We start from the raw sequence: 17,476 nt of genomic DNA, 5'->3' as shown, positions 1-17,476 counted from the left end.
TTACTACATCAGGGCTTGACAATTAGCACAGAATATGCTAGTTCCCGTCGCTTTAAAACAAAATCCTGGTTAACTGGACCCTCTTTTGACAGTAAGCGAGAATCTGAGGTGATCAACCAATTAAACGGACTCTTAGCGGAACATCAAGGGGAATATGTTCGCTTAATTGGAGTTGACCCTAACGCCAAGCGGAGAATTTCTCAAACCATTATTCAACGGCCAGGGGAACCCGGTACCATTCAAAGCAATAGTCGGGTTGCCTCCCCTCGCGCAGGGAAACGCAGCGCAGCAACAGCCAGTGGTGGCTTAAGTGCTGAGGCGATCGCCCAAGTTCGTGGCTTACTGTCCCAAGGCTACAAAATCGGCACAGAACACGCTAACAAGCGTCGTTTTAAAACCAAATCTTGGCAAAGTTGCTCCCCTATCAATAGCACCCATGAAAGCGAAGTCATTGCCGGCCTAGAAAACTGTTTAGCCGAGCATCAAGGGGAATATGTTCGCTTGATTGGTATTGATAGCAAAGCCAGAAGACGGGTGGCTGAAACCATTATTCAACGGCCTGAAGATGCTATCAGTCGCAGTAGTAACAGAACAGCCACTGCTACGGCCACAGCCTCCGCACCGTCTACAACTCGTAGTTATTCAGCCAGTAGCAATGGCAATGGTCGGGTAGCCACCAGTAATTTAACCAGCGAAGCTGTTACCCAAGTGCGTTCCTTACTCTCCCAAGGTTATAAAATCGGCACAGAACACGCGGATAAGCGTCGTTTCCGTACCAAATCTTGGCAAAGTTGCTCCCCTATCGATAGTACCCGTGAAAGCGAAGTCATTGCAGCGTTAGAGGGATGTTTAGCAGACCATCAAGGGGAATATGTTCGTTTGATTGGGATTGATCCTCAAGCCAAACGGCGTGTCTTAGAAACCATTATTCAACGTCCTTAGTGACGAGGTGGTGAGGTTATGAGGTGATCGGGTGGTGGAGAGATTTCCTTGCAAGTCTCATCATCCTCCAATACTGCTCGGTTAACAGAAAGTTGTTGGTTAATGCTGCAAGGGAGCACCGGAGCAGGGGGCGGGGGAGAAAACTGAAAACCCTACTCCCTACTCCCTACTCCCTACTCCCCTGCTTTCTCAGAAGAAAACCATTGATTCTTATCCAAGCAGTATTGCATCATCCCCTCATCTCAACCTTTCTTCCCATGTCATAAGCTATTTAATATAATCTGATGCCTTTACCCCTTATTCAGCCACCCAGTCGCTCAGAAGTTTCGATTATGGGTGAGGTTATTATTCATGAGGGTGCTGTTGTCGCACCTGGAACCATTTTACAAGCTGCGCCTAATTGTCGTATCGTCATCCACCCAGGGGCCTGTATCGGTATGGGAACCCTAATTAATGCCTATAAAGGAGACATTGAAATAGAATCCGGTGCGATGTTAGGGGCGGGAGTTCTCATTGTTGGTCAAGGTAACATTGGTCAAAATGTCTGTCTTGGTTCTTGTACAACGGTGATTAATACTTCTCTTGAGTCAGGAACCACCATCGAAGCCGGATCATTAATCGGTGATACTTCTCGTCAGTTTCCCGAAAAAGAAAGTCAGTCCTCACCAGCAATCAAAGCAGAGAATAATGGTAATGGTTTGACAGACAATGGTCATTTAACTGCCAATCATCAAAAGGAAGAGTCCCAAACGCAGAAAACTAGCTCCAATAAGCCTGAATTTGCCCAAGAAATGGAAGACTTATGGGCAGACTCCCAACCCGAAATAGAAGAAGTAACAGACGTTCCGGAAATTCCTGAAATTCCCACAAAACCGAATATCCCTGCTGATAAGAACAATAATACTGCCCCTGTGGTGGGTCAAGTTTATATTAATCAATTATTATGTACTTTGTTTCCCGATCGCCAAGCCTTTAATCAGGCTCAAAATAATTCTTCTTCACAAAACGAAAAATAATAACTAACTGGAGTTCGGGATAAACTCACATTAAAATTGACCTAACAGTGGTAACTGAATCGTAAAAAGACTTCCTCTGTTCACGGTACTTTTGACTTGAATGGTTCCGTGATGGGCAGTAACAATGGCTTTAGCGATAGATAACCCTAACCCTGAACCCCCTTTTTCTCTAGAACGAGCTTTATCAATGCGATAAAATCGTTCAAAAATATGAGGTAATTCCTTATTATCAATGCCTATTCCTGTGTCTTGAACTTGAATTACTGCACATTTATTATGTTGTTCTAAAATAATTTTAACTTGACCCCCTATCGGAGTATATTGAATAGCATTAATGACTAAATTAAATAATAAACGATAAATTTGTTCAGTATTTCCTTTGATTTTTAAGGAAGATTTAACGTTAATTTGTGACGTTACCGTTATTTTTGATGCAACCGCTAAATAAGCGATCTCTTCTAACAAATCCTCAATTAAATCATTTAGACAAATTGTTTCTTGTTTTAAGGAATGATTAGTCGTAAGATTTAACTGCCAATCTAAACGAGATAACATTAATAAATCTGATACTAAACTAGATAATCTTTTAGTTTGTCTTGAAACTGTTTCTAACGTATCGATAGATTCTTGTTTGGGTAAATGAGACATCATCAAAGTTGATTCGATGGTGGCTAAAATAGCAGCTAAAGGAGTTCTTAATTCATGGGCTGCATCGGCTGTAAATTGTTGAATCTGCTGATAAGATTTAGCAATGGGTTTCATAGCCATTCCTGTTAAAATCCAGGCAGAAATTCCAATTAAAATAATAGCCAAAGGAAATCCTAATAATAAAATTAAGGCTACCATTTTCAAGTAATTATCAAAATCTTCAAGACTTCTAGAAACTTGTAGATAGCCCCAGTTTTCTCCTGTATTGGTGTGTAATAAATGAGATTTTTGTAAATAGCGTATTCCTTGATCATCTTTAATAATTATCTGTTTATCTGGCTGGTCTTTTAAGGATAATCCTTCGGGATAGTTTCGACTATAGGCAATTAAATAATGAGAAAGATCAAAAATTTGTAAGTAATATTGTCCATTGTCAATGGTTCCAATACGATAATTAGAAATATTATCTAAAGAAGGACAAGACGCATTAACAAGACATAAATTAGGAAAAAACTGTTCAACGTCGTCACTTAATTTTCCTGGAGTATCAAGAATAATCTCAAAATTATCATGAAGGGTTCCGGCAACGGTCTTTAATTCTTTTTCTACGGTGATACGATGAGCATGAATAATGGCTTCATATACCCCAAAACCAATAATGGCTAAAATCAGACTAATCCCACCAATATACCAACTGGCTAAACGTAATTTTGTTTGTTGAAATAATTTTGAATCGTCAGTTTTAAACAACATAAATCAACAATTAATTATTAACTAAAAAACGATAACCTAATCCATAAACAGTTTCAATACAATTTTCCATACCCCATGGTTCTAATTTACGTCTTAACAAGCGGATTTGGGCGGCAACTACATTACTCATCGGTTCATTTCCCCATTCCCAGAGTTGGGAAAGAAGCTGATCACGGGTAACAATTTGATTAGGATGTTTCATGAAATATTCTAATAGTTGAAATTCTTTATTAGTTAAAAGAATCGGTTGATTATTTCCTATTTTATCTTTATAGAAAATTGTATAATTACTGTAGTCTAAAGTTATATTTCCTACGGTTAACTTTTGAGGGTTAATGGTGGGGAAACGACGTTGTAATGCTCGTAATCTTGCTAATAATTCCGCCATTCCAAAGGGTTTTACTAAATAATCATCGGCACCGGCATCTAAACCAATTACTTTATCTTCTTCTCTGTCTTTTGCTGTTAAGATTAGAATCGGTAAAGAACTGTTTTGCTGTCTAATTTTTTTGACTAAATCAATGCCTGATATTTTCGGTAATAACCAATCAAAAATACCGATAGTATAAAGGTTTAATCCGATTTCTATCAAATCATTTGCTTCTTCTCCATCCTGCGCCCAATCTACGATATAGTTATGTTGAATTAAAGCCCGTTTAATGGCACTGCCTAAGTCTGGTTCGTCTTCAACTAATAAAATACGCATATATTTGTTTAAAGTTAAGTAAATAAACTTTAGTTATAAAATGGATAAATATTATCAACTATTATAGCAAACTTTTTTGTTACTATTTTCTTCATTGATCTTTTATTAAAGTAGGGTGTGTTAGGTAAACTATAATTTGTGGGTTAATTCCTCTACTTTTTTATGCCGTAACGCATCGGAATCGAGTTTTTTGGTGTATTACGCTACGCTAATACACCCTACAATTCTTAAAATTTCTCGGTTAATTAGTCTTCTTAAGCAAGCGATCGCACTGTTATGTTAGCTTTTTTCTCAAACCTATGAAATTAAGGATCAATAACCTAAATGTGTGATATTATATTATTAAGATATAGAATAACTTATTTATGAGTAATCTAAAAGTTCGCCAGCAAATTCAGTCCTATATTGAGCAACTATCAGAAGAAAAGCTTATAGTTGTTGCTGATTTTTTGGCTTATTTAGTAGAAAAAGAAGATAATGAAGCGACTAAAAAATTATTAAATATTGTTGGCTTTGAAAATGATTTAAAAGAAGAAGTAGATGATGATGAATACATCTCTAGTGAAGAACTTCAGCAAAGTGAATCTGCTTGGAAAGATTATATTTCAGGAAAAGATAAGGGTATTAATTCTCAAGAATTAAAGCGTCAATTATTAGGAGAAGATTTTGCGTGATTATATTCTTTTAAGACAAGCAGAACGTTATTTACAGAAAATGCAATCTAATGATCAAGTTAGAATTTTTCATGCTTTGAATAGTTTAATTCATAACATAATGTTGACTATAAAATATACACAGTTTCCAAGAAAATTAATATTTATAATTTTATAATGGGGAGACAACACAAGCGTAATGTTAACCACCATAAATAACAATTCATAGCCGAGAAAAAATCCTCATATCCAAGTAATCCATGTGCCATTTGATTGCGGAGATTATTACCACATCGATCAACTAATAATCCTTTCAAGTCAAAAACAATATCTTCCCCAAATATTTCTATTAATTCAGGACGAGTGCTTTTTCTGACGTTTCAGAGTCATCTGAAATAATAGAAGGAATTTTCGCTACATTTTTTCCACTTTCGCTATTCAGAAGAGTTCCGTCAATGGTATATATGAAAGGATGATCCCGAATATCCTCCTGAATTCGTAATCGTAAATCTTTTACAGAAGGAGAACAACCCATTAAAGCTAACTGTATGATTGATTCTTGGAAGCTTTTGCCTGATACCTGTTTTATCACATTTTCAGCGATGTGACGGGTATCAATTTTTTGAGAAAATTTCCCCATCTCAGACATTGACTGAGGTTGATATTCAAGAAGTAACTTATGTAATTCTTCTCGTCTTTCTCCTGTTCCTCCGATTTTTCTATATGCTTCTATTGCTTTTTGAAGACATAAAGTTGCCCTCATATAGTTTGGTGTTGAATTTGACACTGCGATTTTAGCTTCTTCTACATAGGTTTCTGCTATGTTTATTTGAATACGCTTTTGATTTTCTTGATCTTTATTTAGTGCATACCATCGACTCGTTACTTCCCAGTATTCTCTTGCTCTATCCCATTGTGTTGATTGTTGAGCAGCTTTTTCTGACATTTGAGCGTATTTTTTAAAATCACCTAAACGTTGTTGTTGTAAAAGTTTCATAAGTTTAGCAGAGAAAAAGAGTGGATCTTCTCCTTGGTATTTATCTAAAAGATGCTCAATATAATTGATCACATTACTAAAAAATTCTTTATTTTTTCCTAAACGTGCAGCGATGTAAAGAGCGCGTTCGATACGCTGAAAAGGATAAAACCAACTTTCAGAATTTTCGAAAGGAATAGATAACATCATCACCAAAGGTTGAATAAATGAACCAAATTGAATCACTAAAATAAGGTAAATTAACACTAAAGAAACCACTAAACCTTTTAATAGACGATCAAATTCAATCATCATATCTGTCATATCCCCCATGGAGTCTAACCCATAACCAGGGGGAAAAGTAATCTCTTCTGCTGCTTGCATCGCTACTGCCATTGACAAGTTCATTGAGGCAGGATTACGCTTACGATAGAAGCCATTAACGTAGACAACCCGACGGCCATTAACCCTCTCCACTAACGTGGGTCCCTGAGAAGGTTCTAACCTTGCTACCATTGATAAGGGTATTTGTTCCCCATTGGGTGTGGTGATGTAAGTGGAAGCTAAATCTTGAAAATTGCCCCTATTTTGCTGATTGTAGCGCACTAAGATGGTATTTTGCCGTAAATTAGGACGATTATAAAAACTACGGGTATATCCCCCATTTAAAGCGTATTTTGCTTGTTCTGTGACCATTGCTAAACTTAACCCCAACTCTTGGGCCCGACGACGATCAATTTTTAGTTGATATTCCGGTTGGTTTAAACTAGAACTGGTGTGCGTCATGACGATATCGGGATTATTTTCGGCAATAGTTAAAACTTGTTGGGCTAAATCGTGTAAAATGCTCAAATCTTCGCCATAAACAGCAATTTGTATAGGGCCAGCCGAAGTGGCCATGACATCTACCCCCATCTCTTTCATGGCAATGCGTCGTATTCCTGGTATGGTTGCGTTAGCTTGGGTTTCTATTGCATCCATGACTTGCCAAATATCCCGTTGTCGTTCCCCCACGGGTTTGAGAGTAACTATCATTGATGCAGAGTTGACCCCACCCATACTATAAGCACTAAAATAGGTACTATTGCGGGTAAATTCAAAGCCTATTTCTGAGGAAACTTTATCAATTTCTGGCTGTTCTAAGATAATATTTTCAAATTGTTTGGCTGTTTCATTGGTTTTTTGAAAAGATACCCCTGGTTCTAGTTCTAGGGTTGCTATAAACTGTCCTGAGTCCCCTAATGGCATCATTTCTTGTGGAATAAATGGATATAAAGCAAAGGCTAAAACAATAAATGCTCCTGCTATAGCTAAGGTGATTTCTCGATTTTTCAAACTAAGATTTAATAACCAGCCGTAACCTTTTTCTAGAGCAATAAACCCATAACTGAAAGGACTAAGTAACCATTGTAACCAGGTTTTTTTTTTATTTTTAGTTTTACCTAGAGGTTTTAGAAAAAAGACAGCTAAGAGGGGAATTAATGTGATAGAAACTAACAACGATGAAATAAAAGCAAACACCATAGGATACACTAACCCCACAAACATTAACCCCGTCAAACCACCGGCTAAAACCGTCGGTAATAAAGCGACAATCATGGTACAACTGGCTGCTGCACTAGCTAAAAAAACCTCGCCCGTCCCTTCAATGGCTGCTTTTCTGGGGCTTTTTCCTAACTTTAAATGACGATCAATGGAGTCAATCACAATAATAGAATCATCCACTAATTTTCCGATCGCCATCATCATTCCCACCAAAGTTGAGGAATTTAAGGACATAGAAATAGGAATAAAAGGCAGCATGGATAACGCTAAAGACATCGGGATAGAAATCATGACAATAGCTGTTGCCCGAAAATCTTCTAAAAAAACTAAAATAACAATCCCTGCCAACAAAACACTAATTAATAATTCTCCCGTGGTACTATCTTTTATTAACCCCACTAAAAAAGAATTATCATAAGCCTCTTGAAATTCAATTCCTGGATACTGCGCTTCAATTTTTGCTAATTCTTTCCGTACCCTTTCTATCACCTTCGGGGAACTAGAATCAGGTTTTTGAATGATATTTACGGCTAACGCTGACTGACCATTGTAACGATAACCACTGCGTTTCTCTTCATAAGTATCTTTGACCTCTGCCACATCCCGAAGATAGACTATTCTACCTCCCATCTCATACAGGGGATAATCTCGCACCATTTGGGCATTTAAGGCTCTATCATCCGCCCTAACTAAGATTTCCGTATCCCCCCTCGTTAAGACCCCTGCACCCTCGCTAACGTTGTTTTTATCGATGGCATCCCGAACATCGAGGATAGATAACCCATAAGCTGCTAACTTTTGGCGATCAACGATCACCTGTAACTGTCGGCGATATCCCCCAAAAATAGACACTGCTTGCACATCCATTACTTGTGTCAGGCGATCGACTAAAGTATTATCGGCAAACTCCCGTAACTGTACCGAGTCCCACCCTTCCCCTTTCAAAGCTAAAGTCAAAACAGGGCGATTTAGGGGATCTATAGGCAAAACCCAGTGAGAACGGGTATTTATGCCATCTAGAGGTAAATCACCTTCGGCTGCCTTCATCACACTTTGGACTTCTTGCACTGCCCTATCAATATCTCCCCCCCAAGCAAACTGAATAGTCACTAAAGACATATCTTGTTGAGAACTGGATCTGATAAACCTCACCCCATCCAATACCGTCAGACGTTGTTCAATGGGTTTACTGATGTAGGTTTCTATTTCTGTGGGGGTTTGTCCCGCGGCCATGGTGATCACAGCTACCAGGGGACTCTCAACATAAGGCATCATCCGCACAGGGATAATAATAAGGGTAAGAATAGATAAAATGATCACCCCAATATATAGCGCAAGGGTAATAACAGGGTTACGAATAGACCACCGAGTGAGAAAGGTTTTCATCTAGATTACAAAACGTAGGGTGGGCAAACACTGTAACTGTTCATATTAATGAGTAAGTGAAGATAATTGCCCACCAATAAACCATTATTAATAAGGTGACAGATAATTATGAAATAGGGATGAAATAGGAGGGTAGGCAATGATATTTATATTTTAATTGACTAATTTCTAAGTTAGCTTTGCCCATCCTACGAATAAGATAATTTTACAAATACTCATGGTAGGGTGGGCAAATGGGGTAAATTATTGGATTGAATATTAACTGACAATCATTGCCCACCCTGATTACTAGGTGTTAGGTGGGCAATATATCTATATTCTAGATGAATTCATCTAAATTCTGGCTTTGCCCACCCTACGGATACGATAGTTTTATAAATGACCTTGACTGGAAAAGTTTAGTTACTCTAAAATCATTTTCACTTCAATTCAATAGATTTCAGATGTCAAATTACCGTCGTTTATATCTTAAAGGTAGTACAGTATTTTTAACGATTGTAACTTATCAACGTATTCCTTTATTTAAAGATCCTGATTACGTTGCTAAATTACGTCTTGCTGTTTCTCAAGTTAAAAAAGAAAAGCCTTTTGATATCATTGGGGCGGTGATTCTACCTAATCATTTACATTTTATCTGGTCATTACCTAAACATGATAGTAACTATTCTCAACGGATTTCACGGATGAAAGTTTTATTGACTCGTTCTATTGGCAGACAGTTAAGATCAGTAAATAACATTTCTGAGTCACGACGCAAACACAGAGAAAGTAATGTATGGCAAAGACGTTTTTGGGAACATACAATTAGAAATGAAAAAGATTTAAAAACTCATTTAGATTACATTCATTATAATCCTGTTAAACATGGATTAGTTTCTTGTCCCCATCATTGGGAATATTCCAGCTTTCATCAATGGCTAAAAAGAGGTTTTTATTCTTTAGAATGGGGTTGTTGTTGTCACGGTAAGTCGACCAAAACACCAGATTTTTCTAATATTATCAACCAAGTCGGCGAGTAGGGTGGGCAAATGGGGAAACTTATTTGATTTAATATTAACTTACCATCATTGCCCACCAGAATAAGATTAAATAGTAGGGTGGGCAAAGGGAATAATTAATTTGATTTAATGTTAACTCATGATTATTACCCACCCTTATCATGATTATTATTAGGTGGGCAAGATATCTATATTCTAGATTAGTTTACCTCAATTCTGGCTTTGCCCACCCTACGGTTATTTAACTTCTACAACAATCTCATTTTCCCCTTGATAGTTTGCGTCTTTAACCTTGGCTGCCAAATTCCAAGTTCCAGCCATACCAAAATTGGTTTTAACTTTAAATTGTCCAGGGGTTTCTGTGGGTTCAATCTCTACTTTGGAAATCATGGGTTCTTCTCCTTCCATGGGCATTGTTGAACTCACTTCGATGTTTTCAACGGGTACAGTTTCCCCAGAAGTGTTATCTTTAACTTCTAAAATTAGTTCTGCATCTCCCATCGAAATCTCTTCTTCTGGACTGGCTAAAGCAACCATGACGGTATTTTCTTCTGTTGCAGTTATGTCAGTTTCAGGGGTAGTTTCTACGTTTTCTTCTGTTGCAGTTGTTTCCGTTTCAGGGGCAGTTTCTAACTGGGTTTGACTATCAGTAGAAGGAGAACCACAAGCAACCATTAATATGCTAATCGGTAAAATTAAAGTAATGATTTTCTTCATGTTTTTTCCTTTTATTCTATAGAAGAGACAATTAATTTATGTCGTCCATATTTTTAGCATAAATAAAATAATAATTCAATAGCTTAATTTTTTCTTAACGATTGCCCATTGTCAATAAGTAACAATAAACCTATTCAACTACAATATTAAAGTCTTTTTTGCCTTGATAATTATCATCTTTAATATCAACAGAAATTGTCCATTCTCCTTTCATTCCTAAAAAGGTTTCTGCTTTAAATTTCCCTGTTTGTGACTCAGGGTTAACTTCAACTTTTGCCGTCATGGGAGCCATATTTTTCATGGGCATTGTCGCTTTAATATCTAACTGTTTAACCTGTAAATTTTTTTTGGTTTTACTATCAATAACTTCAAAGATAAATTGAGCATCTCCGATCTTAACTGCTGGAGAACTAACTAAATTAATACTAACATTATGCTGACTTATTCTAGTATTATTTGAAATTAAAGGCTTATTCCCTTGATTAATGACTGTTACTGTAGCATTTTCTATTAACTTATGATGGCTTGTGGTAATAACAGCATCTCCTGGTCGTAGTCCTCGCAAAATCTGAATATTATTACCACTTATCATCCCTAATGTAACTAATTTGCGAGTGGCTGTCTCCCCATTCACCACCCACACCGCCGGGTTATCCTCAAACGTCACCACAGCAGAAGAGGGAACCATTAACGCATTGGGTTGACGTTGGGTGATCAACTCCATCTCCACAAACTGGCCCGATCGCAACTCCCCCCCAGGGTTGTTAACCACTGCTTCGACGGTAACGGTACGGGTTTGACTGTTGCTTTGGGGAAAAATACTGGTAACTTGGCCATTAATCGTAACAGTTGTGCCAGGAATTTTGGCAATAATGGGGGTTCCTATACGAATATTGGTGGCATCATGTTGCGCGACATTCGCTTGCAAGCGAATGCGACTATAATCTCCTATTTTCAAGATTCCCATCCCTGGTTGGACTACCATACCCGGATCGACCATTCTTTCTTGAACAATACCGGTAACTGGGGCTTCTATTTGAGTGTAACTGGACATAACGGAAGCTGTAGCAACCTTTGTCTTAGCTTGTTGCACTTTAGCTTGATCATTGATTACTTTTGCCTCTAAACGGGCTAATTTAACCTTAGCTTCCGATAATATGGCCTGTTTAGCTTGCACTTCACTTTCTACTACGTCATAATCATCTTGTGCAATCGCCCCTTCAGACACCAACATGGCAAAACGTTCTAATTTTTTGTTTAAATAACCTAAATCTGCTTCTATTTGTTTAATACTATTTTTTTGTTCTAATATCTCAATTTTACTCACTTCTAAGGCCGTTCGCATGGTATCGGTTTCTGCTTGAGCTTCGGCCACTTGGGTAAACAGTTCGCTTGCACTAATTTGAGCTAAAGTTTGGCCCGACGTAATGCGATCGCCGGGATAAACGGAATAATTGGTTAATTGTCCAGCAACCCTCGGATAAACGGTGACCACCTGATAGGGTTCAATGGTTCCCGTATATTGTACTTTAGCTTCTAATAATTGAGGTTTAACCACTTCTACGGTGACGGGAGTGGGGTTAAAGGAACCATCCACGGCCATCATTTCATCATGGGACATTTCACCATGACCACTGTGATCCATCGTAGACGATGCTGGTTTTAATTGATTGGTAACCAGAAGAATACCCCCTGTCAACGCCATAAAAACCCCTAATCCCACGGTTTTCTTACTGATGAGACTACCTAACACCTTTCCAGGAAATAAACCCTTTAAAGGGGTACTCCGAATGAGAACAACCCCTATAACAACCAGGGTTCCGATGGTTAGCATTCCAGAAGAAGATAAAGGGTTAAACGATGCTTCTTCTAAGAGTAAAGATATGGGTTCTGTCGAATGGGACAGTTGACCCGTAGGTTGAGGGGTATCACTCATGAGTCAAGGGAAAAGACCATAATTTCATTGATCTACCATGACAGATAAATATGAAATCAGGATGAAATGACCCCTTTAAAATTCTAAAGCTAATTGTCTTTGATTGTGACTCACTAATTGTTCAAATTCTTGTATAGTGTGAACATATTTTTCAGGGGCGATCGCACTAACATTAAGATGGCCAGCATCAGGGACTAAAAGAATTTTTTTGGGGACTCTAGCCGCTTCAAATAGGGTTTGACTCATGGGGTAAGGAACTTTGCGATCGCTGGTTCCATGAATCAACAACAAAGGCAGTTTTAATAAGGATAATTTGGCCAAAGAATCGAAGCGTTGATGCAGAAATAATTTAGTGGGAAATAGTCTGTAAATGAACCCTGAATGGTCAACCATATCCATCATGGAAGTAAAGGTATTTTCCACAATAACGCCGGCTGCATGGGGTTTACGAACCCCTAAATCAATGGCCACGGCCCCCCCTAAAGAATGACCGTAAATAAAGATATTTTTCGGTTTAATGCGACGTTCTTGGGTTAAATAATCCCAAGCAACTTGAGAATCGCGGTAGATTTCTGCTTCTGTAGGAAACTTACCTTTACTGCTACCATAACCCCGATAATCAATAATAAAAACCGAAAAACCTTGATTATAAAACGTTTGAATCGTGCCTAAATTATGACTAATATTACCCCCAATCCCGTGTAAATATAATAAGACTTTTTCGGGGTAAGCATTAGGGTTAATCCACCAACCATGTATTTTTTCTATTTTCCCTTGAGGAGTCATCACTGATAACCAGACATCTTCATAAGACATTCCCAAATCGTCAGGAGTCCTGTCCAGAGTCAAGGTAGGCTTAAAAATGAGCCGATTTTGACCCATAATCAAGGCCGAACAAACAATCAGATAGGCTATCACTCCGACACCGACACTATTTAGTAATCCTTTCAATAGAAGATTAATCATCATTCAGGAATCATCCTCAAGTTGTGCGTCTTAATGTAACAATAAAATTGTTAATGATGCTATTTTCAAACCATGATAAGCATTTAGATAAGCATCTAACAATTATTACTATTATTATTCTCCTTACTGTAACGGAGGTAATTGATTATGCCAATCCGTGGACTGTTCATAAGCATAAGCGACCTGAAACAGTTTCCCTTCTTCGAGGACATTGCCGATCAATTGTAGACCAATGGGCAAGTTGTTGTCATCGAACCCACAAGGAATACTCATACCGGGTAAACCGGCTAAATTAACGGGAATCGTGGTTAAATCAGACAGATACATACTTAAGGGATCAGATGTTTTTTCCCCTGCTTTAAAGGCAGTGGTGGGGGAAGTGGGACACACTAACACATCGACCTTTTCAAACCCTGCGTCAAAATCTTGTTTAATTAAGGTGCGAACTTTTTGCGCTTTGAGATAATAAGCGTCATAATAACCGGCCGATAACGCATAGGTTCCGATCATAATCCGTCGTTTAACCTCATTCCCAAAGCCGACAGCGCGAGTTTTGGTGTACATATCGATGAGGGTGTCTGATTCTTCGCGGATGCCGTATTTTACCGCGTCGTAACGGGCTAAATTAGAGGAAGCCTCTGAGGGGGCAATAATATAATAAGCTGGCAAACCGTACCGAAAACGGGGACACGAAACATTGACCACTTTTGCCCCTAGGGTTTTGAGATGATCGATGGCATCTCTAACAGTTTTGCCCACCACCGGATCGATCCCTTCCCCTAGGGTTTCTTCGATCACACCAATGGTTAGCCCCTCTAAGGAGGGTTTGAGGAATTGGGTATAGTCGGGGATGGGGGTGTTGATGCTAGTGGAATCTTTGGGATCGTAACCGGCGATCGCCCCTAATAAGATGGCTGCATCTTCGACGTTACGGGCAAAAGGACCAATTTGATCTAAAGAAGAGGCATAGGCCACCAACCCAAAGCGAGACACTAGCCCATAGGTGGGTTTTAGCCCCACCACGCCACATAAAGAAGCCGGTTGACGGATCGACCCCCCTGTATCAGAACCGAGGGCAACCACGCATTCTGAGGCAGCTACAGCGGCCGCTGAGCCCCCAGATGATCCCCCCGGAACCCTGGAAAGGTCCCAAGGGTTAGCAGTGACGTGATAACCAGAGTTTTCCGTAGAACTCCCCATGGCAAACTCATCAAGGTTAGTTTTACCAACCATAACCGCCCCTGCCTCTTTTAATTTTTGGGTGACGGTCGATTCATAGGGAGGGACAAAATTGGCTAAAATTTTTGATCCACAGGTGGTTTTAATGCCGGTGGTACAGAGATTATCTTTAATACCGATGGGGATACCAGCTAACAGGCCAATTTCTTCGTTATTGGCGATTTTTTCATCGACTTTTTTAGCGGTTTCCAGGGCGTGATCAGCAGTAACTTCTAAGAAACTTTTGACTTTGGAGTCGACTGCGTTGATTCTTTCTAACGCTTCTGTGGTAATTTCAACAGCCGATCGTTGTTTGTTAACTAATTGTTGATGGAGTTCTCGGATAGATGTCATAGTCTACTCTTGTCAATGAAGGGACGGGATGCGTTACACGCCCACCATCTATGAATATTACCATTTTGCCGGACTTAGGATTATTACAATGACCCTTTCTTAAGCCGTTACCATCAAAATGAATTCTGTTCCGTAGTTCCACACCCCCCTTTGAAAGGGGGGCAGGGGGGGTGTGGGGGATTGGGGGATTATCGAAGGGATCAGATATGAGAATAACGCTTTGTGAAGAAAATAGCTGATTGATTGAAAAAATATTTCTTGAGGTAGAGTGTATGCACTACAAATCTAAAGTAGTATTGAAGAAAGAAATATGGGTTTTTTGAAGTACTTTATCAAACACATTTAAATTTAGTTTTTTGTCGAGAATAAGTATTTATTAGTGATGTCAAACTTAAATAAGTATAGCTTTTACTTACCTAAAAAAGCAGGACTCTATCTGGGTGGAATTGCACTGGGTGTAACTACACTACTTCTTCCTGGTTGCAACACGCCCAACGACATTCAAGAAGGAAGAACCAATGTCACCACCGAAGACCTCGCTACCGATGATTTAGAAGGAGCGACTGGGGCAGGGGGCGAGGAAATCGTTGTGGGACAAGAAGTGACCATTCGCGCTCGGGTTCAAGAAGAAATCAGCGACCAAGCCTTTGCGGTACAAGGGGAAGATGGCACGAATGTCCTTGTGATCAACTCCCCTGGAACACCGGTTACCCTTCCGGCCGATGATACTCCTATTCAGGTGACAGGAGAAGTGGTCGAATTTGTCATTGCTGATGTGGAAGCTGATTATGGTTTGGATCTCGATAATGAGCTATTTGGAGACTACGAAACTGAGCCAGCCATTATCGCTCAATCCGTTGCCCTTGCACCGACTCCTGAACAGTTAGCTGAAGGAGATCCTCAACCCTTCTATGATCAAGTGATTGCCGTCGAAGGAGATGTGGGTCATATTCTCTCTTCCAATACCTTCGCATTATATGAAGAAGGTTGGATTGATGATAAGGGACTACTGGTTATCGGGGTTGACCGAGCCTTAAAGTCAAACAATACTGCGCTACAAGAAGGAGAAACGGTGACAGTCACTGGTCGATTAATGGATTTTGATCTGGCTGTTTTAGAACAGGAATATAATTTGGGTTTAGATCAAGAAGAAGCAGCAGAGTTTGAAGCAAGCTATACCGATAGACCTGTTATTGTCGCAGAAGAAGTCTTTCCTTCGGCAGTAGAAGATTAATGAACTGTTGTTTAGGCTAAACACAATGAGAAAAACACTTTGATTTAAAGTCACTTTTAATCAGTTGTCAACACAAAAATAAGGAGAAAATATGATACAGCAAAAGAAAGTTACTCGTGAAGAACATACCAACGTGGTCAATCAAACCCATACTCGTTACAAACGGGCTGTCGGTGTTTATAAAAATCGAGAAGATATCGAAGCAGTGCTTAAAGCCATCAAAGATTCTGGCTATGATATGAATCGCGTTTCTTTGATTACCCGTCATATTGATGATATCGAAGGGGCAAGAGAAGTTACTGAAGAACATGGAAATGAAGCAAAAGAAGGAGCGGCCGCCGGTGCCACCTCTGGAACAGTCCTCGGTGCTGTGGGTGGCTTTTTAGTCGGGGTTGGTGTGTTAAGCATTCCTGGTATTGGTCCGATTTTGGCTGCGGGGGTTGAAATTCCTGCGATCGCTTCTACGGCTGCCGGTGCAGGAATTGGTGCTGCCACAGGCGGAATTATCGGTGCTTTGGTTGGTTTAGGTATTCCTGAAGAGAAAGCCAAAGTTTATGAAAACCGCATTAAGGCTGGGGAACACCTACTGATGGTTAGTGGTACAGACGAACAGCTTGAGCAAGTTACGTCAATCATGCACAATCACCCTGTCGAAGAGTTTGACATCTATGCTGCTCGGGATCTTGATGAAACCACAGGGGCGCGGAAAACAGAGCGAGTTGATGCGGTGGAGACCGATCGCGAAGTAGCCCCTACGGAAACCAAGCACACAGACATTGACTCTGAGGCAGACGTAGTGATTGTAGACAAAAGAAATGAAAGAGATAAGGTGCGGTAGATTCAGCCACCCATCTTAATCTAGACTCTCTTAAAGTCCCCTGTAAAAGGGGGACTATTTTATAATGATGAGTTAGATTCACTATTAGGAAAATGATCAAAACCTCAACCTTCCAGCAAGCCATTGAAACCGTTGAAGCCTTGTCTCCTGAAGAACAAGAAATGTTACTGACAATTATTCAAAATCGCCTACGAGAACACAAAAGACAAGAATTACTAAAGAATATTGAACAATCAGAACAAGATTATGCCCAAGGAAACGTTAAGCGAGGATCAGTCAGTGATTTAATGAAAGCTTTAGAAGAATGCGAGAATTAGTTTGGAGTCCTAACTTTATCCGTCAACTTAAACGTTTAGTGCGTCAAAACCCATCAATTAAACAGACGGTTGAACAAACATTAGAACGATTAATCAATGATCCGTTTGATCCTAGCTTGAAAACCCATAAACTTAAGGGAAAACTTGTCAATAAATGGTCATGTTCAATTGACTACAGTAATCGGATTGTTTTTCAGTTTATGGACAATTCTGAGCTAAAAACTGAAGAAATTGTTCTCTTAGCGATCGGTTCCCATGATGAAGTTTATTAAC

At 39.3% G+C, this 17,476-nt stretch carries 16 protein-coding genes; 8 read left to right on the top strand and 8 right to left on the bottom strand.

Annotated features, from left to right (window positions below; translation table 11 throughout):
- Together C4E06_RS19525 and C4E06_RS19520 are read left to right on the top strand one after the other, a co-directional pair.
- Positions 1 to 942, top strand: a 942-nt coding sequence (locus C4E06_RS19525) for a ribulose bisphosphate carboxylase small subunit (protein WP_198648838.1), incomplete at its 5' end; no start/stop codon positions are given.
- Positions 943 to 1,226: 284 nt separating this feature from the next.
- On the top strand, positions 1,227 to 1,958 hold the full coding sequence (locus C4E06_RS19520) for a transferase (RefSeq protein WP_107669914.1): 732 nt from the start codon (positions 1,227 to 1,229) through the stop codon (positions 1,956 to 1,958).
- 30 nt (positions 1,959 to 1,988) lie between these two features.
- On the opposite strand, the gene rppB is transcribed toward C4E06_RS19520, so the two are convergent.
- Entirely contained in the window at positions 1,989 to 3,359 is a 1,371-nt protein-coding gene (rppB, locus tag C4E06_RS19515; protein WP_107669913.1) for a two-component system sensor histidine kinase RppB, read from the bottom strand.
- Positions 3,360 to 3,369: 10 nt separating this feature from the next.
- Positions 3,370 to 4,065 carry a two-component system response regulator RppA gene (gene rppA, locus C4E06_RS19510; protein ID WP_107669911.1) on the bottom strand — a complete coding sequence of 232 codons (696 nt, stop codon included), beginning with the start codon at positions 4,063 to 4,065 and terminating at the stop codon, positions 3,370 to 3,372.
- Positions 4,066 to 4,430: 365 nt separating this feature from the next.
- Between rppA and C4E06_RS19505 the strand changes: the two genes are divergently transcribed.
- Positions 4,431 to 4,739: a hypothetical protein gene (locus tag C4E06_RS19505; protein ID WP_107669909.1), complete on the top strand. Its 309-nt coding sequence runs from the start codon at positions 4,431 to 4,433 to the stop codon at positions 4,737 to 4,739.
- 143 nt (positions 4,740 to 4,882) lie between these two features.
- On the opposite strand, the gene C4E06_RS29645 is transcribed toward C4E06_RS19505, so the two are convergent.
- Positions 4,883 to 5,035, bottom strand: coding sequence for a DUF4209 domain-containing protein (locus tag C4E06_RS29645; RefSeq protein WP_370051350.1), 153 nt, complete (start codon positions 5,033 to 5,035; stop codon positions 4,883 to 4,885).
- Between the two features lie 32 nt (positions 5,036 to 5,067).
- Entirely contained in the window at positions 5,068 to 8,625 is a 3,558-nt protein-coding gene (locus tag C4E06_RS19490; RefSeq protein WP_198648837.1) for an efflux RND transporter permease subunit, read from the bottom strand.
- Between the two features lie 443 nt (positions 8,626 to 9,068).
- Here C4E06_RS19490 and C4E06_RS19485 point away from each other — a divergent pair, with 443 nt between their 5' ends.
- A complete protein-coding gene (locus C4E06_RS19485) occupies positions 9,069 to 9,644 on the top strand; it encodes a transposase (RefSeq protein ID WP_107669905.1) in 576 nt (191 codons plus the stop codon).
- A 216-nt stretch (positions 9,645 to 9,860) separates the two neighbouring features.
- Here C4E06_RS19485 and C4E06_RS19480 read toward each other — a convergent pair whose 3' ends face one another.
- The 4 genes from C4E06_RS19480 to gatA all read right to left on the bottom strand — a co-directional run bounded on the left by C4E06_RS19480 (position 9,861) and on the right by gatA (position 14,814).
- Positions 9,861 to 10,340: a FixH family protein gene (locus C4E06_RS19480; protein WP_107669903.1), complete on the bottom strand. Its 480-nt coding sequence runs from the start codon at positions 10,338 to 10,340 to the stop codon at positions 9,861 to 9,863.
- A 130-nt stretch (positions 10,341 to 10,470) separates the two neighbouring features.
- On the bottom strand, positions 10,471 to 12,276 hold the full coding sequence (locus C4E06_RS19475; RefSeq protein WP_107669901.1) for an efflux RND transporter periplasmic adaptor subunit: 1,806 nt from the start codon (positions 12,274 to 12,276) through the stop codon (positions 10,471 to 10,473).
- Between the two features lie 75 nt (positions 12,277 to 12,351).
- Positions 12,352 to 13,245, bottom strand: a complete 894-nt coding sequence (locus C4E06_RS19470) for an alpha/beta hydrolase (protein ID WP_107669899.1) — start codon at positions 13,243 to 13,245, stop codon at positions 12,352 to 12,354.
- 120 nt (positions 13,246 to 13,365) lie between these two features.
- The gene (gene gatA, locus C4E06_RS19465) at positions 13,366 to 14,814 is read right to left on the bottom strand and encodes an Asp-tRNA(Asn)/Glu-tRNA(Gln) amidotransferase subunit GatA (protein WP_107669897.1); all 1,449 of its coding nucleotides are present in this window, start codon (positions 14,812 to 14,814) and stop codon (positions 13,366 to 13,368) included.
- A 382-nt stretch (positions 14,815 to 15,196) separates the two neighbouring features.
- Between gatA and C4E06_RS19460 the strand changes: the two genes are divergently transcribed.
- The 4 genes from C4E06_RS19460 to C4E06_RS19445 all read left to right on the top strand — a co-directional run bounded on the left by C4E06_RS19460 (position 15,197) and on the right by C4E06_RS19445 (position 17,475).
- Positions 15,197 to 16,048: a hypothetical protein gene (locus C4E06_RS19460; RefSeq protein WP_107669895.1), complete on the top strand. Its 852-nt coding sequence runs from the start codon at positions 15,197 to 15,199 to the stop codon at positions 16,046 to 16,048.
- A gap of 91 nt (positions 16,049 to 16,139) precedes the next feature.
- Complete coding sequence (locus tag C4E06_RS19455) at positions 16,140 to 16,886, top strand: histidine kinase (RefSeq protein WP_107669893.1); 747 nt, start codon at positions 16,140 to 16,142, stop codon at positions 16,884 to 16,886.
- A 92-nt stretch (positions 16,887 to 16,978) separates the two neighbouring features.
- Complete coding sequence (locus C4E06_RS19450; RefSeq protein ID WP_107669891.1) at positions 16,979 to 17,203, top strand: hypothetical protein; 225 nt, start codon at positions 16,979 to 16,981, stop codon at positions 17,201 to 17,203.
- Complete coding sequence (locus tag C4E06_RS19445; protein WP_107669889.1) at positions 17,191 to 17,475, top strand: type II toxin-antitoxin system mRNA interferase toxin, RelE/StbE family; 285 nt, start codon at positions 17,191 to 17,193, stop codon at positions 17,473 to 17,475. The genes C4E06_RS19450 and C4E06_RS19445 overlap by 13 nt, the downstream gene beginning before the upstream one ends.
- The last annotated feature ends 1 nt before the right edge of the window (position 17,476 follow it).

The organism is Cyanothece sp. BG0011 (assembly GCF_003013815.1).
Taxonomy (GTDB): domain Bacteria; phylum Cyanobacteriota; class Cyanobacteriia; order Cyanobacteriales; family Microcystaceae; genus Crocosphaera.
The sequence above is the reverse complement of the archived record's forward strand: the minus strand, read 5'-3'. Positions and strand labels throughout refer to the sequence as shown.